The following is a 24582-nucleotide window of genomic DNA, read 5'->3' as shown; positions in this document are numbered from 1 at the left end:
CATTCCATTTGCGCAATCTGAAAGATTTTTGCATACTTCACGAGGGAGCGAGGAGATGTGATGACCGCGGAGCAGAAAAAGGGCAGGCGCACACGCCTCGACGACATCGCCGCCCGCTGCGGCGTTTCGATCAGCACGGTGTCGCGCGCGCTCGCCGGCGAAAAGGGCGTCAGGCCCGAGATCCGCAAGCTGGTGCTGGAAACGGCGAGCGCTGTCAGCTACGCGCTGCCGGCGAGTGTCGCCGGCAAGAAGGTCATGCTCGTCGCCTCCGGCGCGGCGATGATCGACTATGTCCGCAACCAGTTTACGTTCCACGTGCTCGAGGGATTGAACGTGCGCGCGTCCGCCCTCGGCATCGAAATGGCGATGCGCCCGGTCGCCGACAAGGCCGATGAAACCCGCGTCCTCGCCGAGATGCGCAATGATGCAAGTTTCGGCGGCATGCTGATCCTGACGGTCGACGAGGAGGACATGCTGGCGGCGGCCGCCGATCTCGGGAAGCCCGTCGTGCTCGTCAACAGCGACGATCCCTATATGCGGCTTTCGAGCGTGACGCCCTGCAACCGATCGGCCGCTTTCATCGCTGCCGAGCGGTTGATCGAGGCCGGGCATCAACGCATTCTGTTCATGCTGCGGCCGGGACGGCGGACGATCGAGCGGCGCCTGGAGGGCTGGCGCGACGCGCTGCAGCATCATGGGCTGACGGCCGATGCCGACCTGGTGCTCGAGGTCGACGACTGGTTGCCGGAACTCGGCGCCGAGGCGATCACACATCTCGTCGGCGACAAGGGCCTTTGCTTCACCGCCGTTCTGACGGCGGGCGACAGTCTCGCCAACGGCGCCGTGCGCGGATTGCAGGCGATGGGTTATGCCGTGCCGCAGGATGTCTCCGTCATGGGCATAGACGACCTGCCGCAATCGGCCTTTCTCAATCCGCCGCTGTCGACGGTGCACATCCCGATGCGCGAACTCGGCGCCACCGCGCTCGATCTGTTGCGCGACATGATGCTCGGCCTTGCCTTGCCGCGCCGCCGTGTCGAGCTTGCATGCCATGTCGTCGAAAGAGGCAGCGTCGCAGCCGTCCGCCATCCGGTTGCCGCGGATCACATCAAGCCAATCACATGAGGTTAGGCCGGTCATGAAATTTCTGGCGATATCCGGAAGCGCCCGCAGAGCCTCGACCAATACGGCCATGCTATATGCCCTCCAGTCGGCTGCCGGGCCGGCGCATATGCTCTCGGTCTATGATCGTGTTGGCGAGCTCCCGGTCTTCTCGCCCGATCTCGAACTTCCCGAGCCTCCTTCCGAAGTGGCGGCTCTTGCAAAGGCGATCGCGGATGCGGATGGACTGATCCTGGCGAGTCCCGAATATATCAGGTCAATCCCCGGCGGGCTGAAGAACGCCATCGACTGGCTCGTCTCCCGCAACGAAGTGATCGGCAAACCGATCGTGCTTGCGCACGCCTCGCATCGCGGCGATGACATGCTGCAGCAGCTTCGCACCGTTCTCGCCACGCTGAGCGAGCGCTTCAACGAGCAGCTCTTCCTTCGCTTCCATCTGATGAAGCTTTCCCCGGAAGAAATTGCCGAGCATCTTTCCGCGCCCCGGCATCAGGAGGAGATGCGCCATTTCCTGGAGGCTTTCGCACGCTATTGCAGTCCAGCCTGAGGCCCGGCTGCGCAACGATCCCGTCAAGCCTCCATGAAGCTCGCCTCGAACAGCTCCTGCGCATAGGCATCATGCGTCGTGCCGACTTGCAGATCCGCCTTTGTGAGTTCGTCGACGACGCCGCCGTTCTTCATGATCAGCACCCGGTCGCACATATGGGCGATGACCGCGAGGTCGTGGCTGACGAGCAGATAGGTCAACCCCTTCTCCTCGCGCTGATCGGCAAGCAGGTTGAGGATTTCGGCCTGGACGGAGACGTCGAGCGCCGAGGTCGGCTCATCGAGCAGCAGGATCGGCGGCGACAGGATCAGCGCCCGGGCGATCGCCACGCGCTGCCGCTGGCCGCCGGAAAGTTCGTGCGGGAAACGGTTGGCGAAGCTTGCCGGCAGGCCCACCTGGATCAACGCCCTTTCGACCTTCGACCAGATGTCGTAATGGCGCATGGCGCGCAACGGTTCGGCAAGCGCGGTGCCGATGCGGTGGCGCGGATGCAGGGATCCGTAAGGATCCTGAAACACCATCTGGGCTGAGGTCAGTTCCTCGCGGGAGCGCTTCTTGCCGATCGGCTTGCCGCGCAGCTCGATCTGACCGGTCCAACCGGCCTCCATGCCGGCGAGGCAGCGCAGCACCGTCGATTTGCCGCAGCCGGATTCGCCGACAATGCCAAGCGTCTCGCCCTGGCCCACCTGAAAACTGATGCCCTTGACGACATGGTTGCTTGATTTGCCCGAGGTGAAGACAACATCGAGGTCACGGACAGTGATCATTGCGCCGCCTCCAGATCGAGTTTCGCCCTATCGAGAACGGCAAGCCGGCGAACCGGGTTTTTCGGATCGGGCAGCGCTGCTATCAGACCGCGCGTATAGGGATGACGGGCCTCTTCGAGACTGGTCAGGGTTTCGATGATCCGTCCGGCATACATGACGATGATACGCTCGCAGAAGGCCGCCACCATGCGGATGTCGTGGCTGATCAGGAGCAGGCCCGAATTGTTTTCACGCACCAACTCATCGAGCAGCAGCAGCACGTCCTTGCGAACGCTGACATCGAGCGCCGAGGTCGGTTCGTCGGCGATGACGAGCTTCGGCCGCGCCAGCAGCATCATGGCGATCATCACGCGCTGGCCCATGCCGCCCGAGATCTGGTGGGGATAAAGCGCCATGACCCGCTCGGGATCGGTGATGCGCACCCGCTCCAGCATGGCGCGGGCTGCATCCAACGCCTGGCTCTTGCCAAGACCGAGGTGAAGGCGTGCGGCTTCGGCGATCTGTTTGCCGATCGAGAGCACCGGGTTCAGCGAATAGCGCGGATCCTGCATGATCAACGCGATATCTTTGCCGCGAAGCGCGCCCATCTGCCGCTCGCTCTTCGACAGCAACGGATCGCCGCCGAGATCCAGACGTTCGGCGGTGACGACCGCGGCCGGCGGCAGCAGACGCATGATGGCGCGACCGGTCGTCGATTTGCCGGAACCGGATTCTCCGACGATGCCGACACGTTCGCGCCCGACATCGAAACTGACATTAGAGACGGCGGGCACGGCCCCTCGCCCGAAGCGAACGCTCAACTCCTTGACGGACAGAACGGGCTGAAAATCATGATCTTTCATTTCAAGATCTGGCATGGCGGGGATCCAGAATGTCGCGCAGAGCATCTCCGGCGATGTTGAAGGCAAGGCTGGTCAGCAGGATTGCGATACCGGGCATGACGGCGACCCACCAGTAATCGAGCATGAACTTGCGGCCGTTGGAAATCATCGCACCCCATTCCGGCGCAGGCGGCTGGGCGCCAAGGCCGAGAAAGCCGAGCGAGGCCGCCGTCAGGATGATGCCCGCCATGTTGAGCGTCAGGCGCACGATGACCGACGGCACGCACATGGGCGCGATATAGAGAAGAAGAATGCGGATTGGCGAGGCGCCGTAAAGGCGGGCGGCGACCACATAGTCGGCATTTCTGACGACCAGAGCCTCGGCGCGCGCCAGCCGGGCGATCGGTGGCCAGGCGGTGAGTGAGATCGCGATGATGGCTGTGGTCAGGCCGGCGCCGAGTGCTGCCGCAAAGGCGAGCGCCAGGATCAGCGACGGGAAGGACAGAACGATATCGGTGGCGCGCATCAAGAGCGCATCGGTGCGCCCGCCGAAGAAGCCGGCGACGACGCCGATCAACAGGCCGATCGGCCCGACGATGAGGGAGATCGACAGCACGGTCTGAATGGTGATGCGCGTGCCGAAGATCAGACGGCTCAGAATGTCGCGGCCGAACTCGTCGGTGCCGGCCGGATGCGCCAGGCTCGGCGGCTGCAGGGTGTCGCCAAGCGATTGGATGACCGGGTCATAAGGCGCCAATAACGGCGCGAAGATCGCGATCAGGCAAAGCAGGCCGAGGATGACGAAGCCGGCAAGGCCGAGCGGCTCGGCAGCCAGCTTGCGGCCGGCACGGGCAAACGACGCCGCCATACGGCTCGGCACGCTCGGCGGACGAATCCGGATCTCGCTGCGGATAACGTTGCTCATCGGGCTGGGGCTCATCACGCCGCCTCCCGCATGCGCGGATCAAATATGGCGTAGGCGACGTCGGCGAGGAAGTTCAACAGCATGAAAATGAATCCCACAATGATGGTGCCGGCCACGATGGCGTTCATGTCGCCGATCATCAGCGCATTCGTCATGTATTGGCCGATGCCCGGCCAGGAAAAGACGATCTCGGTCACGACGGCGCCTTCGAGCAATCCGCCATAGGAAATGGCCAGGATGGTGATCAACTGCACGGCGATGTTCGGCAGGACATGGCGCCAGATCGTGCCGAAGGGGCTCACACCCTTGGCGCGGGCCGCAATGACGTAATCCTGGCTCAACTGCTCGAGGGTGAAGCTACGGGTCATGCGGGTGATGTAGGCCATCGCGGCATAGGCGAGGATGATGGCCGGAAGGATGATATGGCCGAGGGCATTCCAGAAGATTTCCGTCTCGCCCTGCAGGAGGCTGTCGACCAACAGCAGCCCGGTCTGCGGGGTGACGAGACCTTCGTAAAAGACATCGATCCTGCCTGGCCCGCCGACCCAGTTCAGGCCGGCATAGAAGATGACGAGGCCGACGATGCCGAACCAGAACACCGGGATCGAATGACCGACGAGGGCGACCACGCGGGCGACCTTGTCGATCAGGCTGTCGCGAAACAGCGCCGCGACCAGGCCGAGCGGGACGCCGACGAAGGTCGAAATGATCACGGCAAGTGTGGCCAGTTCGAACGTCGCCGGAAAAGCCTGAGCGAGGTCCGAGGAGACAGGATTGCCGGTGAGCACGGCCGTGCCGAAATCACCATGGGCGAGCCCGTTCAGATAGAGGAAGAACTGCTGATAGATCGGCAGATCGAGCCCCAGACGCGTCCGCATCGCCGCATAGGCGGCAGGATCGGCGAGTTCGCCGACGATCGCGCCGACGGGGTCGGTGGGCAGGACGCGGCCGATCACGAAGGTCACACAGAGGAGGATGAACAGGCTGACGAGCAGATGCGCCAGGCGTCGGCCAAATTCGGCTACAGAGAGTTCCTTCATGATCGGCTGCCTCGGGAGTATTACTGAGCTTCAGACTTCGTGACGTTCTCGAGACGCGTCAGCTGGGTCGGATGCCCTACATATCCTTGCACCTTGCTCGAAAGGACGATCGGCTCGAAGCGCTCGAACATCGGCAGCACCGCCGGCTTCTGTTCCACGAACATCTTCTGCATTTCGACATAGAGCTCGCCGCGCTTCTTGGCGTCCGGTTCCATCGATGCCTTGGCCGTCAGAGCCGTCAGCTCCGGGATGTCCCAGGCCGAGCGCCAGACGAAATTGCCGGCATTGTTGGCTTCCTTCGAGTTGTCGGGATTGGAGGAGAACTGCTCCATCGAGCCGAGCACGTTCGGCATGTAGGCGCTGGTCTGCGGGATCAGCAGATCGAAATCCCTGGCGCGATGGGCGGCGATGATTTCCGAGCCGTTGCCCTGCTGGATGTCGACCTTGATGCCGACCTGGGCAAGCGATGCCTGGATGGCCGTGGCAAGATCGATGCGCGGCGTCTGGGCGATCGTCTTCAGAGTCAGCGAGAAGCCGTCCTTGAACCCTGCTTCGGCCAACAACTGCTTGGACTTTTCGACGTCGAGATGCCAGTCGGGGTTCGGGATCGCAGATTCGAAATTCTCCGGAACCGGAACGTTTCTCGCCCGCCCGTAGGGACCCATGATCGTCTTCTCGATGCCCTTATAATCGATGCCATAGGCAATCGCCTCGCGCACCTTCGGATTGGACAGGTACTGATTGCCGGCATTCATCGACAGCACGTAGAAGCCGCCTGTCGGAATGCGCTGGATGGTAAAGCCCTGCTTGTCCTTGAAGGTGGCAAGATCGGCGGCGGTCATGGCGCTGGCGATGTCGATGTCGCCGCGTTCGAGCATCAGCCGCTCGACCTGGCTTTCCGGAACATGCCGGACGATGACGCGCTTCATCTTTGGCGCGCCGGCCACATAATCCTTGTTGGCATCCAGGATCACCAGCTCGTTGGGAGACCAGCGGTTCAGGGTGAACGGACCGGAGCCGGCCGAGTGCGTGCGCATCCAGGCATTTCCCCAGTCGTTGTCTGCGACATGCTTCTGCACTTCGACGCTGTCGACAATGCTGGTGGTCGATGCCGCGAGCCGGTAGAGCAGCATCTCGGCCGTCACCTGGCCGGAAAAGTCGATGCGCACGGTCTTGTCGTCGACTGCCGTGACGAGCTTGTCGACATTGGTCTTGTCGTAGCCGACGCGCTTGAGGTTTGCCGCAGCAGCCTGGTCGAGCTTCAGAAGCCGCCCGATCGAATAGACGACGTCCTTCGCCGTCACCGGATTGCCGGAGGCGAAATTGGCCTGGCGCAGCGTGAAGGTGATGCCCTTGTCGTCGACCTTCCAGCTTTCGGCCAGCTGCGGCACGATCTTGCCATCCGGCGTGCTGTTGACCAGGCGGTCGTAGAGGTTCGACATGATCTCGACGGCCTTGCCCTCGGTCGCCTGATGCGGATCGAGCGACAGGACCTGCGCCAGTGACGTCCCGATCACCAGCTGATCCCTAGGGGTGGCGGCGTGCGAGAGCGGCGCAGCGATCATCAGCGCGCCGATAACGGCGCTGACGAACATGCCTTTCGAAAAATGCTTCATTGTAACTCCTCCCTGGATTACTATAAGAGACATATTATGTCGTCCGTATGTCGTATTATGATCTATCGAAGTCCGATTTGATTTGCAAGACCCGTGCGGAAGACGTGAGGCAAAGGAACTGGGGAAACGAGAATGACGACACTTGGCCGTGGTCGGCAAAGACTGGCGCAGCAGGTCATCGATCAATTGCGCGCGCAAATCGAGACGGGGAAATTGCGCGTCGGCGACCAGCTGCCGACCGAGCCGCAGCTCGAATCGACCTTCGGCGTCAGCCGCACCGTGGTGCGCGAGGCCATCGCGGATTTAAGGGCTGCGGGTTTTGTCCGGCCAATCCAGGGCAAAGGCGTGTTCGTCGCGGATCCGAAGGTTCATTCGGTCATGTCGCTGACGCCGGTGGAAATCAAAAGCATTCCGGAAACCTTGGAATTGCTGGAGTTTCGCATGGCTACCGAGGGTGAAGCGGCAGCGATTGCCGCTTATCGCCGCACGGCTGAGCAAGAAGCGGCGATCCGCGAGGCAAACCGAAGAATGGCGCAACTGATCGAGACGGGACAGCAGACCGTCGAGGCGGATTATGCCTTTCACATGGCGATCGCCGCGGCCACCAACAACCGGTTCTATGTCGATGTTCTCCGTCATTTCGGCCCGCGCGCCATTCCCCGCGGGCAGTTTCCGACGCTGCCGGAGGCCAATGACCGCGAGTATCTGCAGAAGGTCTATGCCGAACATGTGGACATCCTGGCGGCGATCGCCGATCAGGACCCCGACCGTGCCCGCCAGGCGATGCGCGCGCATCTGATGGCGAGCCAACGTCGTTATCGGATGCTCGCCGAACAGCAATAGGGCTCGACACCCTCAAAAATTCATATTATGTCATATGACATTGTTGAATCTGGAGAGGTCTCTGATGTATCTTGGAACACAGGTGGCGGCGCGCGACGATGACGATTATCGGATCTTCGCGCAATTGGGGGTGAAGCATATCAGCGCCGATCCGCCGGGAAAGCCGAGCAGCTGGACGCTTGCCGATATCGAACGCCATCGCGACAAGGTGGAAAGCTTCGGCCTGATCCTCGACATGATCCAGCTGCCCCTGCCCTCGCAGCCGATCGAGAAGGCCTCCTATCCCGACATCCTGCTTGCCGGGCCTGAGCGTGACCGGCAGATCGATGCGGTCTGCCAGATGATCGAGGATGTCGCGGCGGCCGGCATTCCGGCGGTCAAATACAATCTCAACCTGATCGGCATTCCGCGCACGCCTGATGAACCCGGACGCGGCGGCTCGATGAATGCGAGCTTCCGCTGGGAGAAGACGGATCAGCAGGCAGCCCCCGGCCTTGCCGGCGTGCTCTCAGAGGACGAAAACTGGGAACGGATCGATTATTTCCTCGAACGGGTCGTGCCGGTCGCCGAAAGCAATCGCGTCCGGCTCGCCTGCCATCCGCACGACCCCTATACGCCGCCCGGCTATCGCGGCGTCACGCGCGTGCTCGGCACGGTGGAAGGCCTGAAGAAATTCGTGCAGATGCGCGAAAACCCCTATCACGGCCTCAATTTCTGCCAGGGCTCGGTCGGCGAGATGCTCGAAAATCCGCGCGAAGAGATCGACGACATCATTCGCTGGTTCGGTGAGCGCAACAAGATCTTCAACGTCCACTTCCGCAATATTCGCGGCGGCAAGCTGTCTTTCATGGAGACCTTTCCCGACGAGGGCGACATGGACATGGTCCGCTCGGCCAGGATCTACAAGGACGTCGGCTACAAATACATGCTGATGCCCGACCATGTGCCGACCGTCAGCGGCCAGGATCCGTCCGCCACCGCATTTGCCTTCTGCTACGGCTACATCGCGGCACTTCTGCAAGTGCTCGAGAACGCCTGACACGATTTTCAACACGTAAGGAATAGGACTTGATGATGAACCCGATTGAATTGAAGAAGGCCGTCGGCAGTGGTCTGCTCTCGTTTCCGGTCACGCATTTCGACGATCAGCTGAAATTCGACGAAGCGAAGTATCGCCGCCATGTCGAGTGGCTTGCCGGTTACGACGCCGCCGCGCTGTTTGCTGCCGGCGGCACCGGCGAATTCTTCTCCCTCAATCCGAGCGAGATCCCTGCGGTCGTCAAAGCCGCCAAGGCCTCGGCCGGCAAGACGCCGATCATCTCGGGAACCGGCTACGGCACGTCGCTTGCCATCGAGATCGCACAGGCGGCCGAGAAGGCCGGCGCCGACGGATTGCTGCTTCTGCCGCCCTATCTGATGTTTGCCGAACAGGCCGGCCTGATCGCCCATGTCAAGGCGGTCTGCCAATCGGTCGGCATCGGCGTCATCGTCTACAACCGCGACAATGCCATCCTGACCGCCGACAGCATCGCGCGGCTTGCCGAGGAATGCCCGAACCTGATCGGCTTCAAGGATGGCGTCGGCGATGTCGACAAGGTCATCGAGATCACAACGCGGCTTGGCGACCGTCTCGTCTATGTCGGCGGCATGCCGACCCACGAGGTCTATGCCCAGGCCTATTTCGCCGCCGGCGTGACGACCTATTCCTCGGCCGTCTTCAACTTCGTCCCGGCGCTCGCCCAGCGCTTTTACGGCGCCTTGCGCAGCGGCGATCAGGCAACCGTCGACGAGATCCTGAAGAGCTTCTTCTTCCCCTTCGTCGCCCTGCGCAATCGCAAGAAGGGCTATGCCGTCTCGATCATCAAGGCCGGCCTCCAGGTGCTCGGGCAAAACCCCGGACCGGTTCGCCCGCCGCTGACGAATCTCACCCCGGAAGAGCTCGCGCTCCTGGAAAAGATCATTCAAGCAAACGGCATCGAACGGATTGCGGCGGAATAAAAACGGAGATGTTCGCGTCAACGGCTGCCCTCATCCGACGGCGCCACCTCTGCCTGGGCCGAGCCACACGTCTCGCGCCGTGTTTCGGACGCCGTTTGCGGGTGAAGCGGATATGCCGCGACTTCTCGATTCCCTCTTCTCCCCAGCGGGGAGAAGAGATTATGCCGCACCCTCTGCGTTCCTCGCCTCGTATCTCATGAGACGTCCGCTCGCGCCGTTCACCGGGGAGAGCGCAGGATAAGGGGCTGATGTCGGCAATCTCCCGGGCTGAAAATGTCGCAGCCCTATCGCCCTCACCTACAGCGCCACACCAGTCCCACGATCGAAAATGTGCACCTGGTCGCTGGCGATACTGGCCTCGAACACGGCGCCGTAGCGGGCGGGATATTCGCCGTCGACGATCGCCGTTACCTGCTGCCCGGCAAGGTCGAAGACCACATGGGTCTGGGCGCCCGTCGGTTCCACCAGCATGGTTCGGCCGGCAAGCGGTGTGCCGCCCGATATGCCGGGAACCAGATGTTCGGGGCGCAGGCCGATGGTGACGGCCTGACCTGATTTGACCTTGCGGTCGGGCGCGATGCGGATCGCCGTGCCGTCTTCGAGGCGGGCGGCGGGTTCGCCGTTTTCACCGTCCACTGTGCCCTCCAGCATATTCATCGCCGGCGATCCGATGAAGGCGGCGACGAAGAGATTGGCCGGCTTCCGATAGAGTTCGAGCGGTGTTCCCTGCTGCTCCACCTTGCCGTGATTGAGCACAACGATGCGGTCAGCGAGCGTCATCGCCTCGATCTGGTCGTGGGTGACATAGATCGAGGTCGTCCGGACCTTCTGGTGCAGTGTCTTGATCTCCGAGCGCATCTGCACGCGCAGTTTCGCATCAAGGTTGGAGAGCGGCTCATCGAACAGGAAGACGGCCGGGTTGCGGACGATGGCGCGGCCCATGGCGACGCGCTGGCGCTGGCCGCCGGAAAGCTGGGCGGGCTTGCGGTCGAGCAGCTTGGCGAGGTCGAGCATACGGGCGGCTTCAGTGACGCGGGCCTCGATCTCCGCTTTGGCAACGCCGGCGAGCTTCAGATTGAAACCCATGTTTTCGGCGACGGTCATGTGCGGATAGAGCGCATAGGACTGGAAGACCATGGCGATGTTGCGCTCGCGCGGCGTCATGGCGTTGACGACATTGCCGCCGATGGCAATCTCGCCGTCGGTGATTTCCTCGAGACCGGCGATCATTCGCAGCAGCGTCGACTTCCCACAGCCGGACGGGCCGACGAGCGCGACGAATTCGCCATCCTCGATATGAAGCGAAATGCCGTGAATGACGTCGACGGCGCCGTAGGCCTTGTTTACATCTGTCAGTTCAACGGATGCCATTGATGCAACTCCAACGGTTCGGCTCAGGACTTCACGGCGCCGGCAGTCAATCCGGCGATGATATGTCTCTGGGCGACAAAGAAAACGATGATCGTGGGAAGGATCGTGAGGGTGATGAAGGCCAGCACCAGCTGCCACTCCGTGCCGAATTCACCGCGATAGACCATGATGCCGAGCGGCCAGGGATATTTGGATTCCGAGTTCAGCATGATCAGCGGCAGGATGTAGCTGTTCCAACTGCCGACGAAGGAAATGATGCTGACGGTGGCGACGATCGGACGGGAGAGCGGCAGCGAGATATGCCAGAAGAACCTCATATAACCGCAGCCGTCGACAAAGGCCGCCTGGAACAACTCCTCCGGAAGGTTGCGGAAATAGTTCCTGAACAGAAGAATGCTCATCCCGAGGCCGAAGGCGACCTGCGGCAGAACCACGCCCCAATAGGTGTTCAGCAGGCCGAGATCGCGGATGCGGATGAAAAGCGGCAGGATCGCGGTCGCCGCCGGAAACATCAGGCCGAGCAGGAAATAATTGAGCAGGAAGGACGAGCCGAAGAAGCGGACATGGGCAAAGGCGAAAGCCGCCATCGACGAGACGATCAGCGTCAAGAGCACGGTCAGCGCCGCAATGACGAGCGAATTGCCGATCTGCAGCCAATAGCGCTCGCCGAAGAGGATGTCGGTGTAGTTCGCCCATTGCCATTCGGTCGGCAGGCCGAAGGGATTGGTGCGGAGATCCCCCAGCGTCTTGAAGCCGCCGAGCGCCGTCGTCAGCAGCGGCACCAGTACGATCGCGGCGATCAGGCTCAGCGATACGTAGAGATAGATGCGGGTGGATGTCCTCATGCGGATGGAAGAGCTCATATCAGTCATGGCGCATGAAGATCCTTTTGTAACCGAAGGCGAGTGTCACGCAGATGATGAACAGCACCACGCCGACGGCGCTGCCCAGACCCACCTGCATGCGCATGACACCGTAGGTATAGAGGAAGGTGACCATCGTCTGCGTCGAGTTCGACGGCCCGCCGCCGGTCAGCGGCATGATCATGTCGAAGAGCTGCAGGGAGCCGACGACGGCGAAGAAGATTGAAAGGCGCAGGGTGGAGCCGAGGAGCGGCAGCGTGACGTAACGGAACTTCTGCCAGCCGGTGGCGCCGTCGATCTCGGCCGCCTCCAGCACGCTCTTGTCGACCGATTGCAGGCCGGCGATGAACAGCATCATGTGGAAGCCGAAATACTTCCAGACGATAACCCCGAGGATGGCATAGATCGCCACGTCCTTGTCGGCGAGCACATAAGGATTGGCGAAGCCGAAGAAGCTGGAAACGGCGGCAAACAGGCCGTAGTCGCCGTCATAGACGAAGCGCCAGATGAGGCCTGCGGCAACATCCGCCAGCACATAGGGCAGGAAGAAGATCAGGCGGTAAGCGACGACACCGGGAATGCGGTGCGCCAGCATGGTGGCCAGCCAGATGGCGAGCGGCACCTGGATGCAGATCGAGATGATGATGATCAGGCCGTTATTGACCAGCGCCTGGGTAAACGCCGCGTTGCGGAACAGGACCTGGAAATTGCGGAGGGCGATGAACTCTGTCGGCGTGCCGTAACCGTTCCACTTATAGAGGCTATACCAGGCCGCCTCGCCCATCGGCATGATGACGAAGAGCGTGAAGAGCAGCAGCGCCGGCGGCAGAAACAGCAACAGCACGGTCAGTCGGTCGTGGGCGACCGAGCTCTTCCGGTTTGCGGCTCGTCTTGCCGGCGTTGCGGCGCTCGGTGTCGATAGGACTGAGATATTGGCCATGGTTCCTGCTTTCGCATCTCGTCGGCAGCGATGCCGGCGCTCCCGATTGGCAGGAGCGCCGGAAGGTTCTGCGGGCGCTGGTTATTGTTCCAGTTCGAAAGCATCCTGGATCATCTGGGCGCCGTCCTTGGAGTTCATCTGTCCGGAGACGATTTCCACCGAGACGTCGTTGACGACACGGCCAACGGCCGCACCGAGATCCTGGTCGAAGAAGTTCTGATGCCAGGTCGAACCCGCAAGCTGTTTGGCCGATTCGGCGAGCAGCGGGTTGACGACGCCGTCATCAGCGCCGACGGCAACAGGCAGGAGCATCCCGGCCTTGGCCATTGCCCGCTCGTTGTCCGCATTCGTCAGGAAAGCGAGGAAATCGATCGCTTCCTTGGAGGCTTTCTTGGTGAGCGCCCAGCCGTTCAGGCCACCAAGCGTATCCGTCGGCTTTCCGGCGCCGCCTTCAACCGTCGGGAAGACGAAACGGCCGATATTGTCGGGCGAAAGCCCCTTGCCGTCGCCGGCATTCTTGCGCTGGTTGGCCTCGGTCGCCTCGAAGCCGAGGATCATCGCCGCCTTGCCGTCGCCGAAAACGCCGAGCGTCTGCGGCCACGTTGCGCCGAGATAGCCGGGCTGGAAAGGTTCGAGCTTGCCGAGCTCGGCGAGATCTTCGCCGGCCTTGATGATGGCCGGATCGAGGAAGCCTTCGCCCTCGCCCTTTTTGGCCGCGTCAAAGACCTTCTGGCCGCCCTCACGCATGACGAGATAGCTCCAGTAGAAGTGGATCGGCCATTTCTCGCCGCCGCCGCCGGCGATCGGCACGATACCGGCCGCCTTGATCTTCTTCACCGCCTCAAGAAAATCGGTCCAGGTCTTGATGTCCTCGGCCTTGACGCCTGCCTTGGCAAACAGCGCCTTGTTATAGAAGAAGCTCACCAGGCCGACCTTGTAGGGGATCGCCCAGGTCTTGCCGTCGAAGGTCAGGCCGTCGACCGAGGCGGGCGTATAGGCCTTGCGCAGCTTGCCGCCATCGGCATCGAGTGCTGCCGTCACATCCTGCAGTGCGCCGGTCTCGGACTGCTGCTTCAGGACGCCGCCGCCCCAGCTGAAAAAGAAATCCGGCACGTCGTCGGACTGCAGCAGCGTGGGAAGCTTGGCCTTGAAGGCCTCGTTTTCGAGAAACTGCATCTGGATGTCGACGTCGGGATGCTGGGCTTCGTATTTCTTGACGATGTCTTCCCAGGCGGCGACGTTCTTCGGATCGGTTTCAAGATGCAGCCACTTGACGACCGTCGTCGCCGAGGCGGCCCCTGCTCCGGCCAGCAACATGCCGGCTGCCGCGGCCACGGATACGATGCGCCTGCCGCCGAAAGCGGCGTTCTTCAGCATGAAATTCATGATTTTCCTCCCAGGGGACCTATCCTCACAATTTTTCCCCTATGCGGATTAATTCAACGGACCTCGCGCCGGATGTCAACCCGATACGTTAATTTTTACCAAATTCGCTTGACAGCCCTGCGGAATTGCCTGCTATTTAATTCGTAACCCGTTATAAATATTGGCTTCCGCCCAACCAAACGACTGCCGGCACATTTTCATGAAGACTGCAGATCCAGAATTGATGCGCGCGATCAATCGCTTGAACGTGCTCGACACCATCAGGCGCCATGGTCCGATCTCGCGCATCGAAATCAGCGAGCGGACCGAACTTTCGACGACAACCGTCTCGGCCATCACCGCCTCGCTGCTCGATGATGGGCTGATTCTGCCGCGTCATGAAGGCGATATCCGCAACGAGGCGGTGCGCGGCAGGCCGCGCGTGGCGCTGGAGCTCAATCCCGACGCCGCCCGCGTCGTCGGCGGCAAGATCGCCGCCAGCCGCATGGTCTTCGTCGTCACCAATTTTCGCGGCGACGTGCTGTCGAAGCTCGCTTTGCCGATCCGCATCGACCGGCAGCCGATCGGCGTCATTGCCGATCTGGTCGAGGACGGGGTCAGGCGCTGCGTCGTCGATGCCGGCCTGTCGCTGGAAGATGTCGACAGCATCTGCCTCGGCTTTCCCGGCGTCGTCGAGCACCGCACCGGCTACATCAGAAGCAGCCCGATCTTTCGCGACACCAATGTCGATTTCGCCGCCGAGATGTCGACGCGGCTGTCGACGCCGACCATCGTCGAGAGCGACGCCCATGCCATCACGCTCGGCCATCACTGGTTCGGAAGAGCCAGGGATCTCGAGGATATGGTGTTGATTTCGCTGGAACAGACGCTGGGGCTTGGCGTGTTGCACGGCAACCGCCTGTTCCGCGGCGCCGGCGGCCTCAGCCATAATCTCGGCGACCTCGTGCTCGGCATGGGACCGAACGGCATCGTGCGGCTTTTCAGCCAGGCCGGCGAAAGCGCCATCCTCGGCGAACAGCAGGCCGATGGGCGTTTTGCCGAAGCGATCCGCCTCGGGCGCGGCATGACCCATGCCCAAGCTCTGATCAAGGCCGATGACGATCAGCTGATCGGCGCTGCCATCCGCGCCGGCGAGGCAGTCGGCTTGACCATCGCCAACATCGTCACGCTGTTTGCGCCGCCGCGCGTCATTCTGGTCGGCTCCAGCCTGGCGCTCGGCGAACCGTTTTTGAACAGCCTGCGCGACGCCTATGCGCTCGCCATCCCGCCCTCGCTGAAGGGGGTCAGCGAACTCGTCTTCGACGATTCGAGCGATGATTTCTGGGCGCAGGGTGCCGCAGCCGTGGCGCTCTACGAACTCTACGAATCGCCCTGGAGCACCACAGGGCCGGCGCTCTGAGGAGCGCGCACTCAAGATCAATGGAGGAATTCATGGACAAGGTCGGTATCGGCATCATCGGATGCGGTAATATTTCGGGCGCCTATCTCACAGCGATGGCATCCTTCCCAATTCTCGACATTCGCGGCGTCGCCGATCTCAACCGGGAACTGGCAGAGGCAAAAGCTGCCGAATTCAACGTGGCCGTCAAATCCGTCGAAGAGCTTTTCGCCGATCCCAAGGTCGAGATCATCGTCAATCTGACCATCCCGAAGGCCCATGTCGCCGTGGCGATGCAGGCGCTGGAGGCCGGCAAACATACCTATTCGGAAAAGCCGCTCGGGATTAATTTCGCGGAAGGGAAAAAATTGGCGGAGGCTGCCAAGGCGCGGAATCTGCGCATTGGTGCTGCCCCCGACACCTTCCTCGGCGGCGGCCACCAGACGGCCCGCGCCTTGATCGACCAGGGCGTCATCGGCCAGCCGGTCGGGGGCTCGGCAAGCTTCATGTGCCCAGGCCATGAGCGCTGGCATCCGAATCCGGCCTTTTTTTACGAAGTCGGCGGTGGGCCGATGCTCGACATGGGTCCCTATTACATCACCGATCTCGTCAATCTTCTCGGGCCCGTTGCGCAGGTTGCAGGCTTTGCGACGACGCCGCGGGCCGAACGGCTCATTACCAGCGAACCGCGCAACGGCGAGCGCATTCCTGTGCATGTACCGACCCATGTCGCCGGCATGATGGCTTTTGCCAACGGCGCCGTCGTCCAGATCGCCATGAGCTTCGATGTCGCCGGCCACAAACATGTGCCGCTCGAAGTCTACGGAACCGAGGGCACGCTTGTCGTGCCCGACCCCAACAAGTTTGCCGGCCCCGTCGAATATCTGAAGAAGGGCGGCGCCTTCGAGGACCAGCCGGTTAACGCGCCCTATGCCGACGGCAACTACCGCTCGCTCGGCGTCGCCGACATGGCGCATGCGATCCGCTCGAACCGGCCGCACCGCGCCAACGGCGATCTGGCGCTGCATGTGCTCGAAGTCATGGAAGCCTTCCATACAGCGTCCGAGACCGGGCGGACGGTGACGATCACCACGGCAACGGAGCGCCCTGCCCCGTTATCCGAGTCCATCGTCGACGGACGGCTGGCGAAATAATTTCAGGAGGAAAGAGAATGCGTGAAGCACTGATCGTCTGGGGTGGCTGGAGCGGGCATGAGCCGCAGGAATGCGCCGAAATCATCAAGACCATGCTCGAGGAAGACGGCTTCAAGGTCTATCTCGAACACGGCACCGAGGCGCTCGCCGACCCTTCGGTCCATGACCTCAGCCTCGTCGTGCCGATCATGACGATGTCGAAGATCGAAAAGGAGGAGGTCAAGAACCTCGCCGCCGCGATCGAAAGCGGCGTCGGCATCGCTGGCTATCATGGCGGTGCGGGCGATGCCTTCCGTGACTCCGTCGACTATCAGTTCATCATCGGCGGCCAGTGGGTGGCCCACCCCGGCAACATCATCGACTATACCGTCAACATCACCCGCCCCGACGATCCGCTGATGGAGGGGATTGCCGATTTCCCCTATAGGTCGGAGCAATATTACATGCATGTCGACCCGTCGAACGAGGTTCTGGCAACGACGAAGTTCACCGGCGAACACGCCTACTGGATCGACGGCGTCGTCATGCCGGTCGTCTGGAAGCGCAAATATGGCAAGGGCCGCGTCTTCTACTCCTCGCTCGGCCACCAGGCCAAGGAATTCGAGGTGCCGGAGATGAAGACGATCTTCCGGCGCGGTGCGAATTGGGCGGCGCGGTGAAAAGAAGCTCCTGCGACTGACTGCCTCACCCTGGCCCTTTCCGGGTCGAGCCAATGATCTCGACCCGTCTTTCACCCCCGCACGCGGACTCAGCATCGGCGATGTTTTCATGAGAGACCATGGCCCGCCGGCGAGTATCTCTTGTTGCGAGGGGACTTGCGCTTCCCCGAAATGTGGCCAAAAATACTGATCGCAATTCTTGCGCGCCGACAGCAATGCGGCGCGCCCCCGAAGTTATTCATTCCGTAAATGAAATATGATTTCAGATTGATGGCGGCGTACTTGGCCCATCCGGCCGACCGAGACTGAGCAATTCGAATTTATGTGTATCTTCACGGCGTGGATGCGACATGTCTTTCGTCGAATCGCAAGGGGACAGAAAGTATCGGACGAGCGAGCGAGTGGGTGGGCTTGTTGATTGCTCATCGCTTCAGGTCGAGCTGAGGCATTTCGATCCGGGTTGGCAGATCGATCTTACACTCGAATGTACGGAAATAGCCGTCCTACTCTCGGGTCAGTCGAAGATCAGGTGGACTGGTGACGGCCACAGGCGGGAGGCGATCGCTCGCCCTGGCATCGCTTGGGTATGTCCGGCGGGTGTTCATGAGAGCGCCGTGGAAATCATGGGTACCATGCCCGAGTCCCTCCACATCTTCCTACCTCCGTCGCTCGTCGGCGAGAGCGCGCTTTCAAATTTCGACATCGACCCGGCCAAGGTGCAGCTCGCGTATGCGGGAGGCGTCCCTGATCCTACGGTGCTGCAGATCGGTCAGCTCTTTCGGGGTTTGTTGAACAGAAGCCTTGAGCCTACTGATCGCCTCTTCCTGGACGGCCTTCAAATGGCACTGGCGGCGCACCTTCTCGGCACCTATTCGTCCGTTCGCTGGCAACCTGCCGAACGGGCGCCAACTGTCGACCCCAAGAGGCTGCAACGCGTCTTCGATTTCATCGAAGCCCGAATCGCAGCAGAAATCTCGCTGGATGACCTTGCAGCGGAAGCTTGCCTCAGCCCCTTTCATTTTGCCCGCATGTTTCGCAAGGCGACCGGCTCGACCCCGCATCGCTACGTCACCGAGCGACGGGTCGAGGCGGCGAAGGAAAAGCTGCGGCTCGCACGGTCCTCGCTCGTGGAGATCGCGCTCGATACCGGCTTCGGATCGCAGGCGAATTTCACCCGGGTCTTCCGCAAGATGACCGGCTTGACGCCCGGCCAATACCGCGCGCTCATCACCGGTTAGTGGGTTACGCCTGCGGAAATAGTTCGCCGTTCATGCATGCCGGCACGCCGGAGCGCAAGATTTGCACATAGCGCAGCAAGAGCTGAAAATACCGCAAAACCGGTTCCGCCTATACACCTGTCTCATCGAGCGGGGCGCGCCAGCCCCTGAACGAAAAGAGGAGACAGGAGATGATTACCATTGACGAAGCTCGCAGGATCATCACCGCAGGTGAGGCGAAGGCTCATAATATCGGTGTGCCGGTCAACATCGTGGTCTTGGATGCCGGAGCGCATCTCAAGGCCTTTAGCCGAATGGACGGCGCAGTGCTGGGCTCGATCGATCTGGCCATGGGCAAAGCCCGGACGGCCGTATTGTTTCAAACGACGAGCGAGGCGGTCTGGGAATATTGCAAACCCGGCGCTCCCGCCCATGCCCTCGAACTATCCAATGGCGGCCTGACGCCCTTTGCGGGCGGCATCTCGCTCTTTGCCCGCGACGGCACGGTGATTGGCGCCGTTGGCGTTTCCGGCGGAGCGGTTCCACAGGATCTCGAAATCGCGCAGGCAGCGGTTGCAGCCGTCGCGTGATGCTGTGCGAACACCTGATTTCCATCAACCGAAACATCGGAAGGAATGTCTCATGAATAAGACCATCTTGATCACTGGCGCAGGCTCAGGCTTCGGCAAGGGTGCCGCCATCGGCATGGCAAAGAACGGCCACAGCATCATCGCGACGACGCAGGTTTCCTCGCAGGTGACGCCGCTGCGCGAGGAGGTCGCCGCCCTCGGCCTGAAAAACGTCCGTGTCGAGCGTCTCGACCTCACCGATCCCTACGATATCAAGCAGGCGCAGGGATGGGATTTTAACGTTCTTTGGAACAATGCTGGCATGGGCGAAGCCGGCCCGGTCTGGGAAATTCCGATCGAACTTGTTCGCAAGAACTACGAAGTCAACGTCTTCCTGCCGCTGGTGCTGACCCAGGGGGTTGTGCAGAGATGGGTGCGCGAAGGCAAGAAGGGCAAAGTTGTGTTTACGTCGTCGATGGGCGGCCTGTTCACGCCGGCCAACTGGGGCACCTATGTCTCCACCAAACATGCGCTGGAATCGATCGCCGAAGCGCTGCAGCAGGAACTCGCCCCTTTTGGCATCAAGATCCAGACGATTAATCCCGGCGCCTACTACACCGGCTACAACGAGACCATGGCGGACAATCCATTCCGCTGGCTGGATGACAGCAAAAATTTCACCAAGCGCGCAGATCTGCGAAAGGGTTTCGACGATTTCTTTGCGACGCCCGAAGGCAAGATGGACCCGAAGGAAATGATCGACCGGATGATCGAAGTCGTTCCGGCTGACACCGGCAGGTTCCGCAACGTCGTTCCGAAGGTCATCGAGGACATGCTGAAGGAGCATCAACTGAGAGCCTGGGAGAACCAGATCTAAGCAGCTTCTTGCGCCGCAAGCGGCACCCGCCCAACGGGTGTCGCCCACTAAGTATATCCTCTGGAGAAAACCATGTCCTACACCGTAACGGCACCCGTCTGCCGGCCGCAACCCCTGGCCAGGCGCATCTTCAAAGCAACCCTCGGCATCGCCGCCACCATTCTTGCTCCAGCCGGCCTCGAAGCCCGCGCAGCGCAGTCTCTTACTGAAACCGAACGCCGCAACAAGGCAGCCGTCGAAGCTGGCTTCGAATCGTGGGCGGCCGGCACGGGCAGTCCTTACGACCTCCTGGCCGATGACGTCCGCTGGACGATAGAGGGCTATTCGCTGGCATCGAAGACCTATCCCAGCCGCGAGGCATTCTTGCGCGAGGTGATCCGCCCGTTTAACGCTCGGATGAAGGCGCCGCTGAAGCCAGCGATCCGCAACATATACGCCGACGGCGACACTTTGATTGTCTTTTTCGATGCCCGCGGCATTGCCCGTGACGGAGAACCCTATGCAAATACCTATGCCTGGTTCCTCGACATGCGCGACGGCCGTATCGTCCGTGCCTCGGCTTTCTTCGATTCAGTCGTCTTCAACGCGTTCTGGACCCGCGTGACGCCGGCCGATTAGAACCTACCTAGGGTGAATTAGGCGGCGCGGTGAGACAGCGTTGTGCGGTTCGTGCTGATGGCCGCCCCGAGCGATTGCCTGCTCACCCGAACACTTGCAGTCGAGCTACTGGTCTCGAGTCGGGTGAGTGCCGGGCGGACGGATGATGGCCAAGCGTTAATCTCAGCGCAAAATCAACGCTGTACCATAAAGTCCTAATGCAAACACCGTATGCGCCAGCAGATTGAAACACCGGACCTTCATCGGCTCTGGATGTTTCGAAGCAGCCCAGCCGAGGCCGAGGCCCGGCTGCAGCAGGAACCACCCTGCCCCGACGGTGACGATGCCGAAGATCCAGGCGGGAAGAAATGTCGGTGCGGCGAACCATTCCTCTCCCATGATGAGCGCAAAGATCACCCCATAGAGGATGCCGACGACGTAATGGCTGATCCAGCCGAGAGCGAGTTCATTCGCGTAAGGCGCAGCATCGGCAATGCTGTCATGAAAGACCTTGCCGCGGCCGAGATGCCAGAACCAGCGGCCGACCGGCGCCCAATTGGCGGGCGGCTGACCGAAGAACTTGGCAAGCACAATTGCCCAGAGGTCCATGAGGATGGTTGCGCCGGCGCCGATCGCCAGACCGCGCCATAAGATATCGAACATCGGGAATCACCGGAGAGCGTTGTGATAGAAGAAGCGCCAGAGAACCATTGCGGACGCGCTTGCGCAATGGTTTCGGCAAGACATTCGCGGAGACATTGCGGCCAAGAGGCGCCCTCGACGGGGCCGTTGCTCCATCATCCGCAAAAAGGCATCGGTGCGGCCGCAAATTGATGCTTTTCGCAGGTAGCGTTATTCCCTACTCACAGTCTCGAACGGCAATGAGAGGCGAACGGCAATGACACTGCCATTTTACTGGAACGAATTGGTCAGCGACGACTTCGCCGGCTTGTCTCCCGACACCACCATCGCCGTTCTGCCGATCGCCTCGACCGAGCAGCACGGGCCGCATCTACCTGTCGCTACCGACGTGGCTATCGCCAATGGCATGCTCGTCGAATTGCGCAAGCAGAAGCCCATCGATCTCGATTGTCTGGTGCTGCCGACACAGGAAATCGGCAAGGCCAATGAACATATCTACGGCCCGGGAACCTTGTCGCTCGGCGCCGAACTGCTCATTCCGGTCTGGACCGCGATCGGCGCAAAGGTTGCCGAAGCCGGCATCCGCAAGATGGTGATCGTCAACTCGCATGGCGGCAATGTCGATATCATGAGCATCGTGGCGCGCGAGCTGCGCGTGCGCTACGCCATGGCCGTCGTCTCCACGCAATGGGGCCGCTTCGGCCACCCCGAAGGCATGATCGGCGAGCATGAGCTGAAATACGGCATCCATGGCGGCGAGGTGGAAACTTCGCTGATGCTGCATTTCCGGCCTGATCTGGTGCGGATGGAGAAGGCGCAGAATTTCACCTCCAAGGCGGAATGGATGCGCGGGCAATCGAAATACCTTCAGCCGCTGCCGCCGCATTCGCTCGCCTGGATCGCGCACGACCTCAATCCCAACGGCGTCGTCGGCGACGCGTCGCTCGGGACGGCCGAAAAGGGCGAAGCGATCTGCCGCCATCAGGTCAAGGGCTTCATAGAGCTGCTCTATGACCTGAAGCGTTACCCGCTTTCCAATCTCTACTCGAAGTAAGGCGGTGGCTCACATCGCGGCGGAAACATAGGCCGCGATATGACCCTTGGCCTGCAGCTCCTGCACCAGGCCGGCCAGTTCGGCCAGGAGGTACTCGACGAACAGGCTGGTGGCGGAATCGAGCGGCGCGCGGGCGCGGGCAAAGAGCTTCATCGGCTGGTGGCGCGCATGCGGCTCGGCGATCGGCCGGAAGACCAGTTCACCCTGCCGGCATTCGGTGATGACATCGAGCGGGTTCAGGATCGTCAGCCCCGCCCCCGTTCTGACCAGCTTCTTCAGCATCTCCGAGGCATTGGTTTCGAGCACCGGTTCGACATGCACGTCGAGGCGCGCCAAAGCCAGATTGATCACGTCGCGCAGGCTGGTCCCTTGCTGCGCCAGCACGAGGCGCTCCTGGACGATATCGGCCAGGTTGATCGGGCCGGGACCGATCAGATGGTGACCGGGCGGCAGAACCACGCCGATCGGTATGTCGAAATTGCCGAGGGTGCGGATGCCGGGCGTTGCCGGAATATTGAATCCGAGGCCGATATCCACCTCACCTGAAAGCACCGGGTTGACCGTCATCGTGCCGGCGTCGTTGCGCAATTGCATGAAGACGCGCGGATGCTCCGACTGGAACCGCGCGATGATTTCGGGGAGCGGCCCTGCAGCAAGGCCAACCGTCGTCACCAGCCGCACCTTGCCCGCCTGCTGCATCTTCAGGCTGCGGATGCGCCCCTCCAGCCGCTCGTAATTCTTCAGCACCTCACGAATATGTTCGATACAGAGCTCGCCGGCGGCGGTGAGCCGCAATCCGCGCGGCAGGCGTTCGAAGAGCGGCGCGCCCATTTCCTCCTCCAGCGCGAGGATCTGCCGATTGATCGCCGAAGACGCCACGTTCAGCCGTGCCGCCGCCTTGCGGATCGAGCCCGAACGCGCAATCTCGTTGATATAGAGAAGTTTTCTTGAGTGCAGCATCAGAACCCTCGTCGCACAAAAATCAGGCACGCAGCGCAAATTAGGCACAGGCTTTCGGTGAGATGCCGAAAAGGCATCATTGCGCACGAAATTTGATGCTTTTCAAAGAGCAAAGCAACGGCTCCTATGAAGAAAATCGGACGTCGCCGCGACGGCTGCGAACTCAGAAGGGGAACGTCGATCATGCCCATGACAAAGAAGAACAGGGTCTTTTCCGCATTGGCCGCGCTTGGCGGCATGATTGCCTCCATCGCGTCCGCTCAGGCGGCCGACAAGGTCACCTATGGCACCAACTGGCTGGCGCAGGCCGAGCATGGCGGCTTCTACCAGGCGGTCGCCGACGGTACCTATGCCAAACACGGCCTTGACGTCACCATCGTCCAGGGCGGCCCGAACGCCGCCAACAGCGCGCTTCTGATCTCCGGCAAAATCGATTTCTACATGGGTGGACCGCAGGGCGAGATTTCGGCCGTCGAGCAGGGTATTCCGCTCGTCGATGTCGCGGCGATCTTCCAGAAGGATCCGCAGGTGCTGATCGCGCATCCCGATGCCGGCATCGAAAAATTCGAAGATCTTGCCAAGCTCAAGACGCTGTTCCTCGGCAAGGACGGCTATCTCACCTACTTCGAATGGATGAAGGCGAATTTCAAAGGCTTCAGGGACGAGCAGTACAAGCCCTACAATTTCAGCCCTGCGCCCTTCCTAGCCGACAAGGACTCCGCGCAGCAAGGTTATCTCACCTCGGAACCCTACGAGATTCAGAAGCAAGCGGGCTTCGAGCCGAAGGTCTTCCTGCTCGCCGACAACGGCTACTCTCCCTATTCGACGATGATCACCACCACGCAGGCGATGATCGACAGCAAGCCCGATCTCGTCCAGCGCTTCGTCGATGCCTCGATCGAAGGCTGGTACCACTATCTCTACGGCGACAACACCAAGGCCAACGAACTGATCAAGAAGGACAATTCTGAAATGACGGATGGTCAGATCGCCTATTCCATCGCCAAGATGAAGGAATATGGCATCATCGAATCCGGAGACAGCCTCGACAAGGGCATCGGCTGCCTGACCGAGGCGCATTACAAGGCCTTCTTCGACGAAATGGTAGCAATCAAGGTGTTCAAGCCGGAGACGGATTACACCAAGGCCTTCACGACGAAATTCGTCTGCAAAGGCACGGGAATGGCGATGAAGAAGTAAGCCGCACACGCCGCCTGCGATCCGCCGCCAACACGG

Annotated in this window: 25 protein-coding genes; 14 read left to right on the top strand and 11 right to left on the bottom strand. The window is 61.2% G+C overall.

The features are described 5' to 3' along the window. Positions 1-60 precede the first annotated feature (60 nt). Together QWJ46_RS22170 and QWJ46_RS22165 are read left to right on the top strand one after the other, a co-directional pair. The gene (locus QWJ46_RS22170) at positions 61-1125 is read left to right on the top strand and encodes a LacI family DNA-binding transcriptional regulator (protein ID WP_302753912.1); all 1065 of its coding nucleotides are present in this window, start codon (positions 61-63) and stop codon (positions 1123-1125) included. A 13-nt stretch (positions 1126-1138) separates the two neighbouring features. Beyond that, positions 1139-1669: an NADPH-dependent FMN reductase gene (locus QWJ46_RS22165; RefSeq protein ID WP_302753910.1), complete on the top strand. Its 531-nt coding sequence runs from the start codon at positions 1139-1141 to the stop codon at positions 1667-1669. Between the two features lie 23 nt (positions 1670-1692). Here the strand turns inward: QWJ46_RS22165 and QWJ46_RS22160 are convergent, their stop codons facing one another. The 5 genes from QWJ46_RS22160 to QWJ46_RS22140 are packed head-to-tail and all read right to left on the bottom strand — an operon-like array spanning position 1693 to position 6838. Continuing rightward, positions 1693-2436 (bottom strand): ABC transporter ATP-binding protein, encoded by a 744-nt coding sequence (locus QWJ46_RS22160; protein WP_302753908.1) that lies wholly within the window; start codon positions 2434-2436, stop codon positions 1693-1695. Further along, positions 2433-3278: an ABC transporter ATP-binding protein gene (locus QWJ46_RS22155; RefSeq protein WP_302754043.1), complete on the bottom strand. Its 846-nt coding sequence runs from the start codon at positions 3276-3278 to the stop codon at positions 2433-2435. The genes QWJ46_RS22160 and QWJ46_RS22155 overlap by 4 nt, the downstream gene beginning before the upstream one ends. A 1-nt stretch (position 3279) precedes the next feature. Continuing rightward, positions 3280-4182, bottom strand: coding sequence for an ABC transporter permease (locus QWJ46_RS22150; protein WP_302754042.1), 903 nt, complete (start codon positions 4180-4182; stop codon positions 3280-3282). Positions 4183-4196: 14 nt separating this feature from the next. Further along, positions 4197-5222, bottom strand: a complete 1026-nt coding sequence (locus QWJ46_RS22145; RefSeq protein ID WP_184456780.1) for an ABC transporter permease — start codon at positions 5220-5222, stop codon at positions 4197-4199. A gap of 20 nt (positions 5223-5242) precedes the next feature. Next, on the bottom strand, positions 5243-6838 hold the full coding sequence (locus tag QWJ46_RS22140; protein ID WP_302753905.1) for an ABC transporter substrate-binding protein: 1596 nt from the start codon (positions 6836-6838) through the stop codon (positions 5243-5245). A 132-nt stretch (positions 6839-6970) separates the two neighbouring features. On the opposite strand from QWJ46_RS22140, the gene QWJ46_RS22135 reads away from it, so the two are divergent. From QWJ46_RS22135 to kdgD, 3 genes are all read left to right on the top strand, one after another. Continuing rightward, positions 6971-7681 carry a FadR/GntR family transcriptional regulator gene (locus QWJ46_RS22135; RefSeq protein WP_184456784.1) on the top strand — a complete coding sequence of 237 codons (711 nt, stop codon included), beginning with the start codon at positions 6971-6973 and terminating at the stop codon, positions 7679-7681. A gap of 64 nt (positions 7682-7745) precedes the next feature. Then, the gene (locus QWJ46_RS22130; protein WP_302753904.1) at positions 7746-8720 is read left to right on the top strand and encodes a mannonate dehydratase; all 975 of its coding nucleotides are present in this window, start codon (positions 7746-7748) and stop codon (positions 8718-8720) included. A gap of 32 nt (positions 8721-8752) precedes the next feature. Then, positions 8753-9679, top strand: coding sequence for a 5-dehydro-4-deoxyglucarate dehydratase (gene kdgD, locus QWJ46_RS22125; protein ID WP_302753902.1), 927 nt, complete (start codon positions 8753-8755; stop codon positions 9677-9679). 297 nt (positions 9680-9976) lie between these two features. Here the strand turns inward: kdgD and QWJ46_RS22120 are convergent, their stop codons facing one another. From QWJ46_RS22120 to QWJ46_RS22105, 4 genes are all read right to left on the bottom strand, one after another. Then, positions 9977-11050 (bottom strand): ABC transporter ATP-binding protein, encoded by a 1074-nt coding sequence (locus QWJ46_RS22120; RefSeq protein WP_302753900.1) that lies wholly within the window; start codon positions 11048-11050, stop codon positions 9977-9979. A gap of 23 nt (positions 11051-11073) precedes the next feature. Next, on the bottom strand, positions 11074-11922 hold the full coding sequence (locus tag QWJ46_RS22115; RefSeq protein ID WP_097598546.1) for a carbohydrate ABC transporter permease: 849 nt from the start codon (positions 11920-11922) through the stop codon (positions 11074-11076). Beyond that, positions 11915-12853 carry a carbohydrate ABC transporter permease gene (locus QWJ46_RS22110; protein ID WP_302753897.1) on the bottom strand — a complete coding sequence of 313 codons (939 nt, stop codon included), beginning with the start codon at positions 12851-12853 and terminating at the stop codon, positions 11915-11917. Before QWJ46_RS22110 ends, QWJ46_RS22115 begins: the two co-directional genes overlap by 8 nt. Before the next feature lie 81 nt (positions 12854-12934). After that, positions 12935-14239 (bottom strand): extracellular solute-binding protein, encoded by a 1305-nt coding sequence (locus tag QWJ46_RS22105; protein ID WP_302753896.1) that lies wholly within the window; start codon positions 14237-14239, stop codon positions 12935-12937. 199 nt (positions 14240-14438) lie between these two features. Between QWJ46_RS22105 and QWJ46_RS22100 the strand changes: the two genes are divergently transcribed. From QWJ46_RS22100 to QWJ46_RS22070, 7 genes are all read left to right on the top strand, one after another. After that, a complete protein-coding gene (locus tag QWJ46_RS22100; protein ID WP_302753894.1) occupies positions 14439-15638 on the top strand; it encodes an ROK family transcriptional regulator in 1200 nt (399 codons plus the stop codon). Between the two features lie 32 nt (positions 15639-15670). Then, a complete protein-coding gene (locus tag QWJ46_RS22095) occupies positions 15671-16771 on the top strand; it encodes a Gfo/Idh/MocA family protein (protein ID WP_302753892.1) in 1101 nt (366 codons plus the stop codon). Positions 16772-16788: 17 nt separating this feature from the next. Beyond that, the gene (locus QWJ46_RS22090) at positions 16789-17430 is read left to right on the top strand and encodes a ThuA domain-containing protein (RefSeq protein ID WP_302753890.1); all 642 of its coding nucleotides are present in this window, start codon (positions 16789-16791) and stop codon (positions 17428-17430) included. Between the two features lie 350 nt (positions 17431-17780). Then, entirely contained in the window at positions 17781-18668 is an 888-nt protein-coding gene (locus QWJ46_RS22085) for an AraC family transcriptional regulator (RefSeq protein ID WP_302753888.1), read from the top strand. 170 nt (positions 18669-18838) lie between these two features. Beyond that, complete coding sequence (locus QWJ46_RS22080) at positions 18839-19237, top strand: heme-binding protein (protein ID WP_302753886.1); 399 nt, start codon at positions 18839-18841, stop codon at positions 19235-19237. Positions 19238-19289: 52 nt separating this feature from the next. Further along, positions 19290-20093: an SDR family oxidoreductase gene (locus tag QWJ46_RS22075; protein WP_302753884.1), complete on the top strand. Its 804-nt coding sequence runs from the start codon at positions 19290-19292 to the stop codon at positions 20091-20093. A gap of 72 nt (positions 20094-20165) precedes the next feature. Then, on the top strand, positions 20166-20711 hold the full coding sequence (locus QWJ46_RS22070; RefSeq protein WP_302753882.1) for a nuclear transport factor 2 family protein: 546 nt from the start codon (positions 20166-20168) through the stop codon (positions 20709-20711). A gap of 162 nt (positions 20712-20873) precedes the next feature. On the opposite strand, the gene QWJ46_RS22065 is transcribed toward QWJ46_RS22070, so the two are convergent. Beyond that, positions 20874-21353, bottom strand: a complete 480-nt coding sequence (locus QWJ46_RS22065; protein WP_302753880.1) for a DUF2938 domain-containing protein — start codon at positions 21351-21353, stop codon at positions 20874-20876. 235 nt (positions 21354-21588) lie between these two features. Here QWJ46_RS22065 and QWJ46_RS22060 point away from each other — a divergent pair, with 235 nt between their 5' ends. Continuing rightward, complete coding sequence (locus QWJ46_RS22060; protein WP_302753878.1) at positions 21589-22386, top strand: creatininase family protein; 798 nt, start codon at positions 21589-21591, stop codon at positions 22384-22386. 9 nt (positions 22387-22395) lie between these two features. On the opposite strand, the gene QWJ46_RS22055 is transcribed toward QWJ46_RS22060, so the two are convergent. Further along, positions 22396-23346, bottom strand: coding sequence for a LysR family transcriptional regulator (locus QWJ46_RS22055; protein WP_302753877.1), 951 nt, complete (start codon positions 23344-23346; stop codon positions 22396-22398). A 183-nt stretch (positions 23347-23529) separates the two neighbouring features. Between QWJ46_RS22055 and QWJ46_RS22050 the strand changes: the two genes are divergently transcribed. Continuing rightward, entirely contained in the window at positions 23530-24546 is a 1017-nt protein-coding gene (locus QWJ46_RS22050) for an ABC transporter substrate-binding protein (protein ID WP_302753875.1), read from the top strand. The last annotated feature ends 36 nt before the right edge of the window (positions 24547-24582 follow it).

It is taken from the genome of Rhizobium sp. CBN3, from assembly GCF_030518245.1.
GTDB lineage: Bacteria > Pseudomonadota > Alphaproteobacteria > Rhizobiales > Rhizobiaceae > Rhizobium > Rhizobium aethiopicum_A.
The sequence above is the reverse complement of the archived record's forward strand: the minus strand, read 5'-3'. Positions and strand labels throughout refer to the sequence as shown.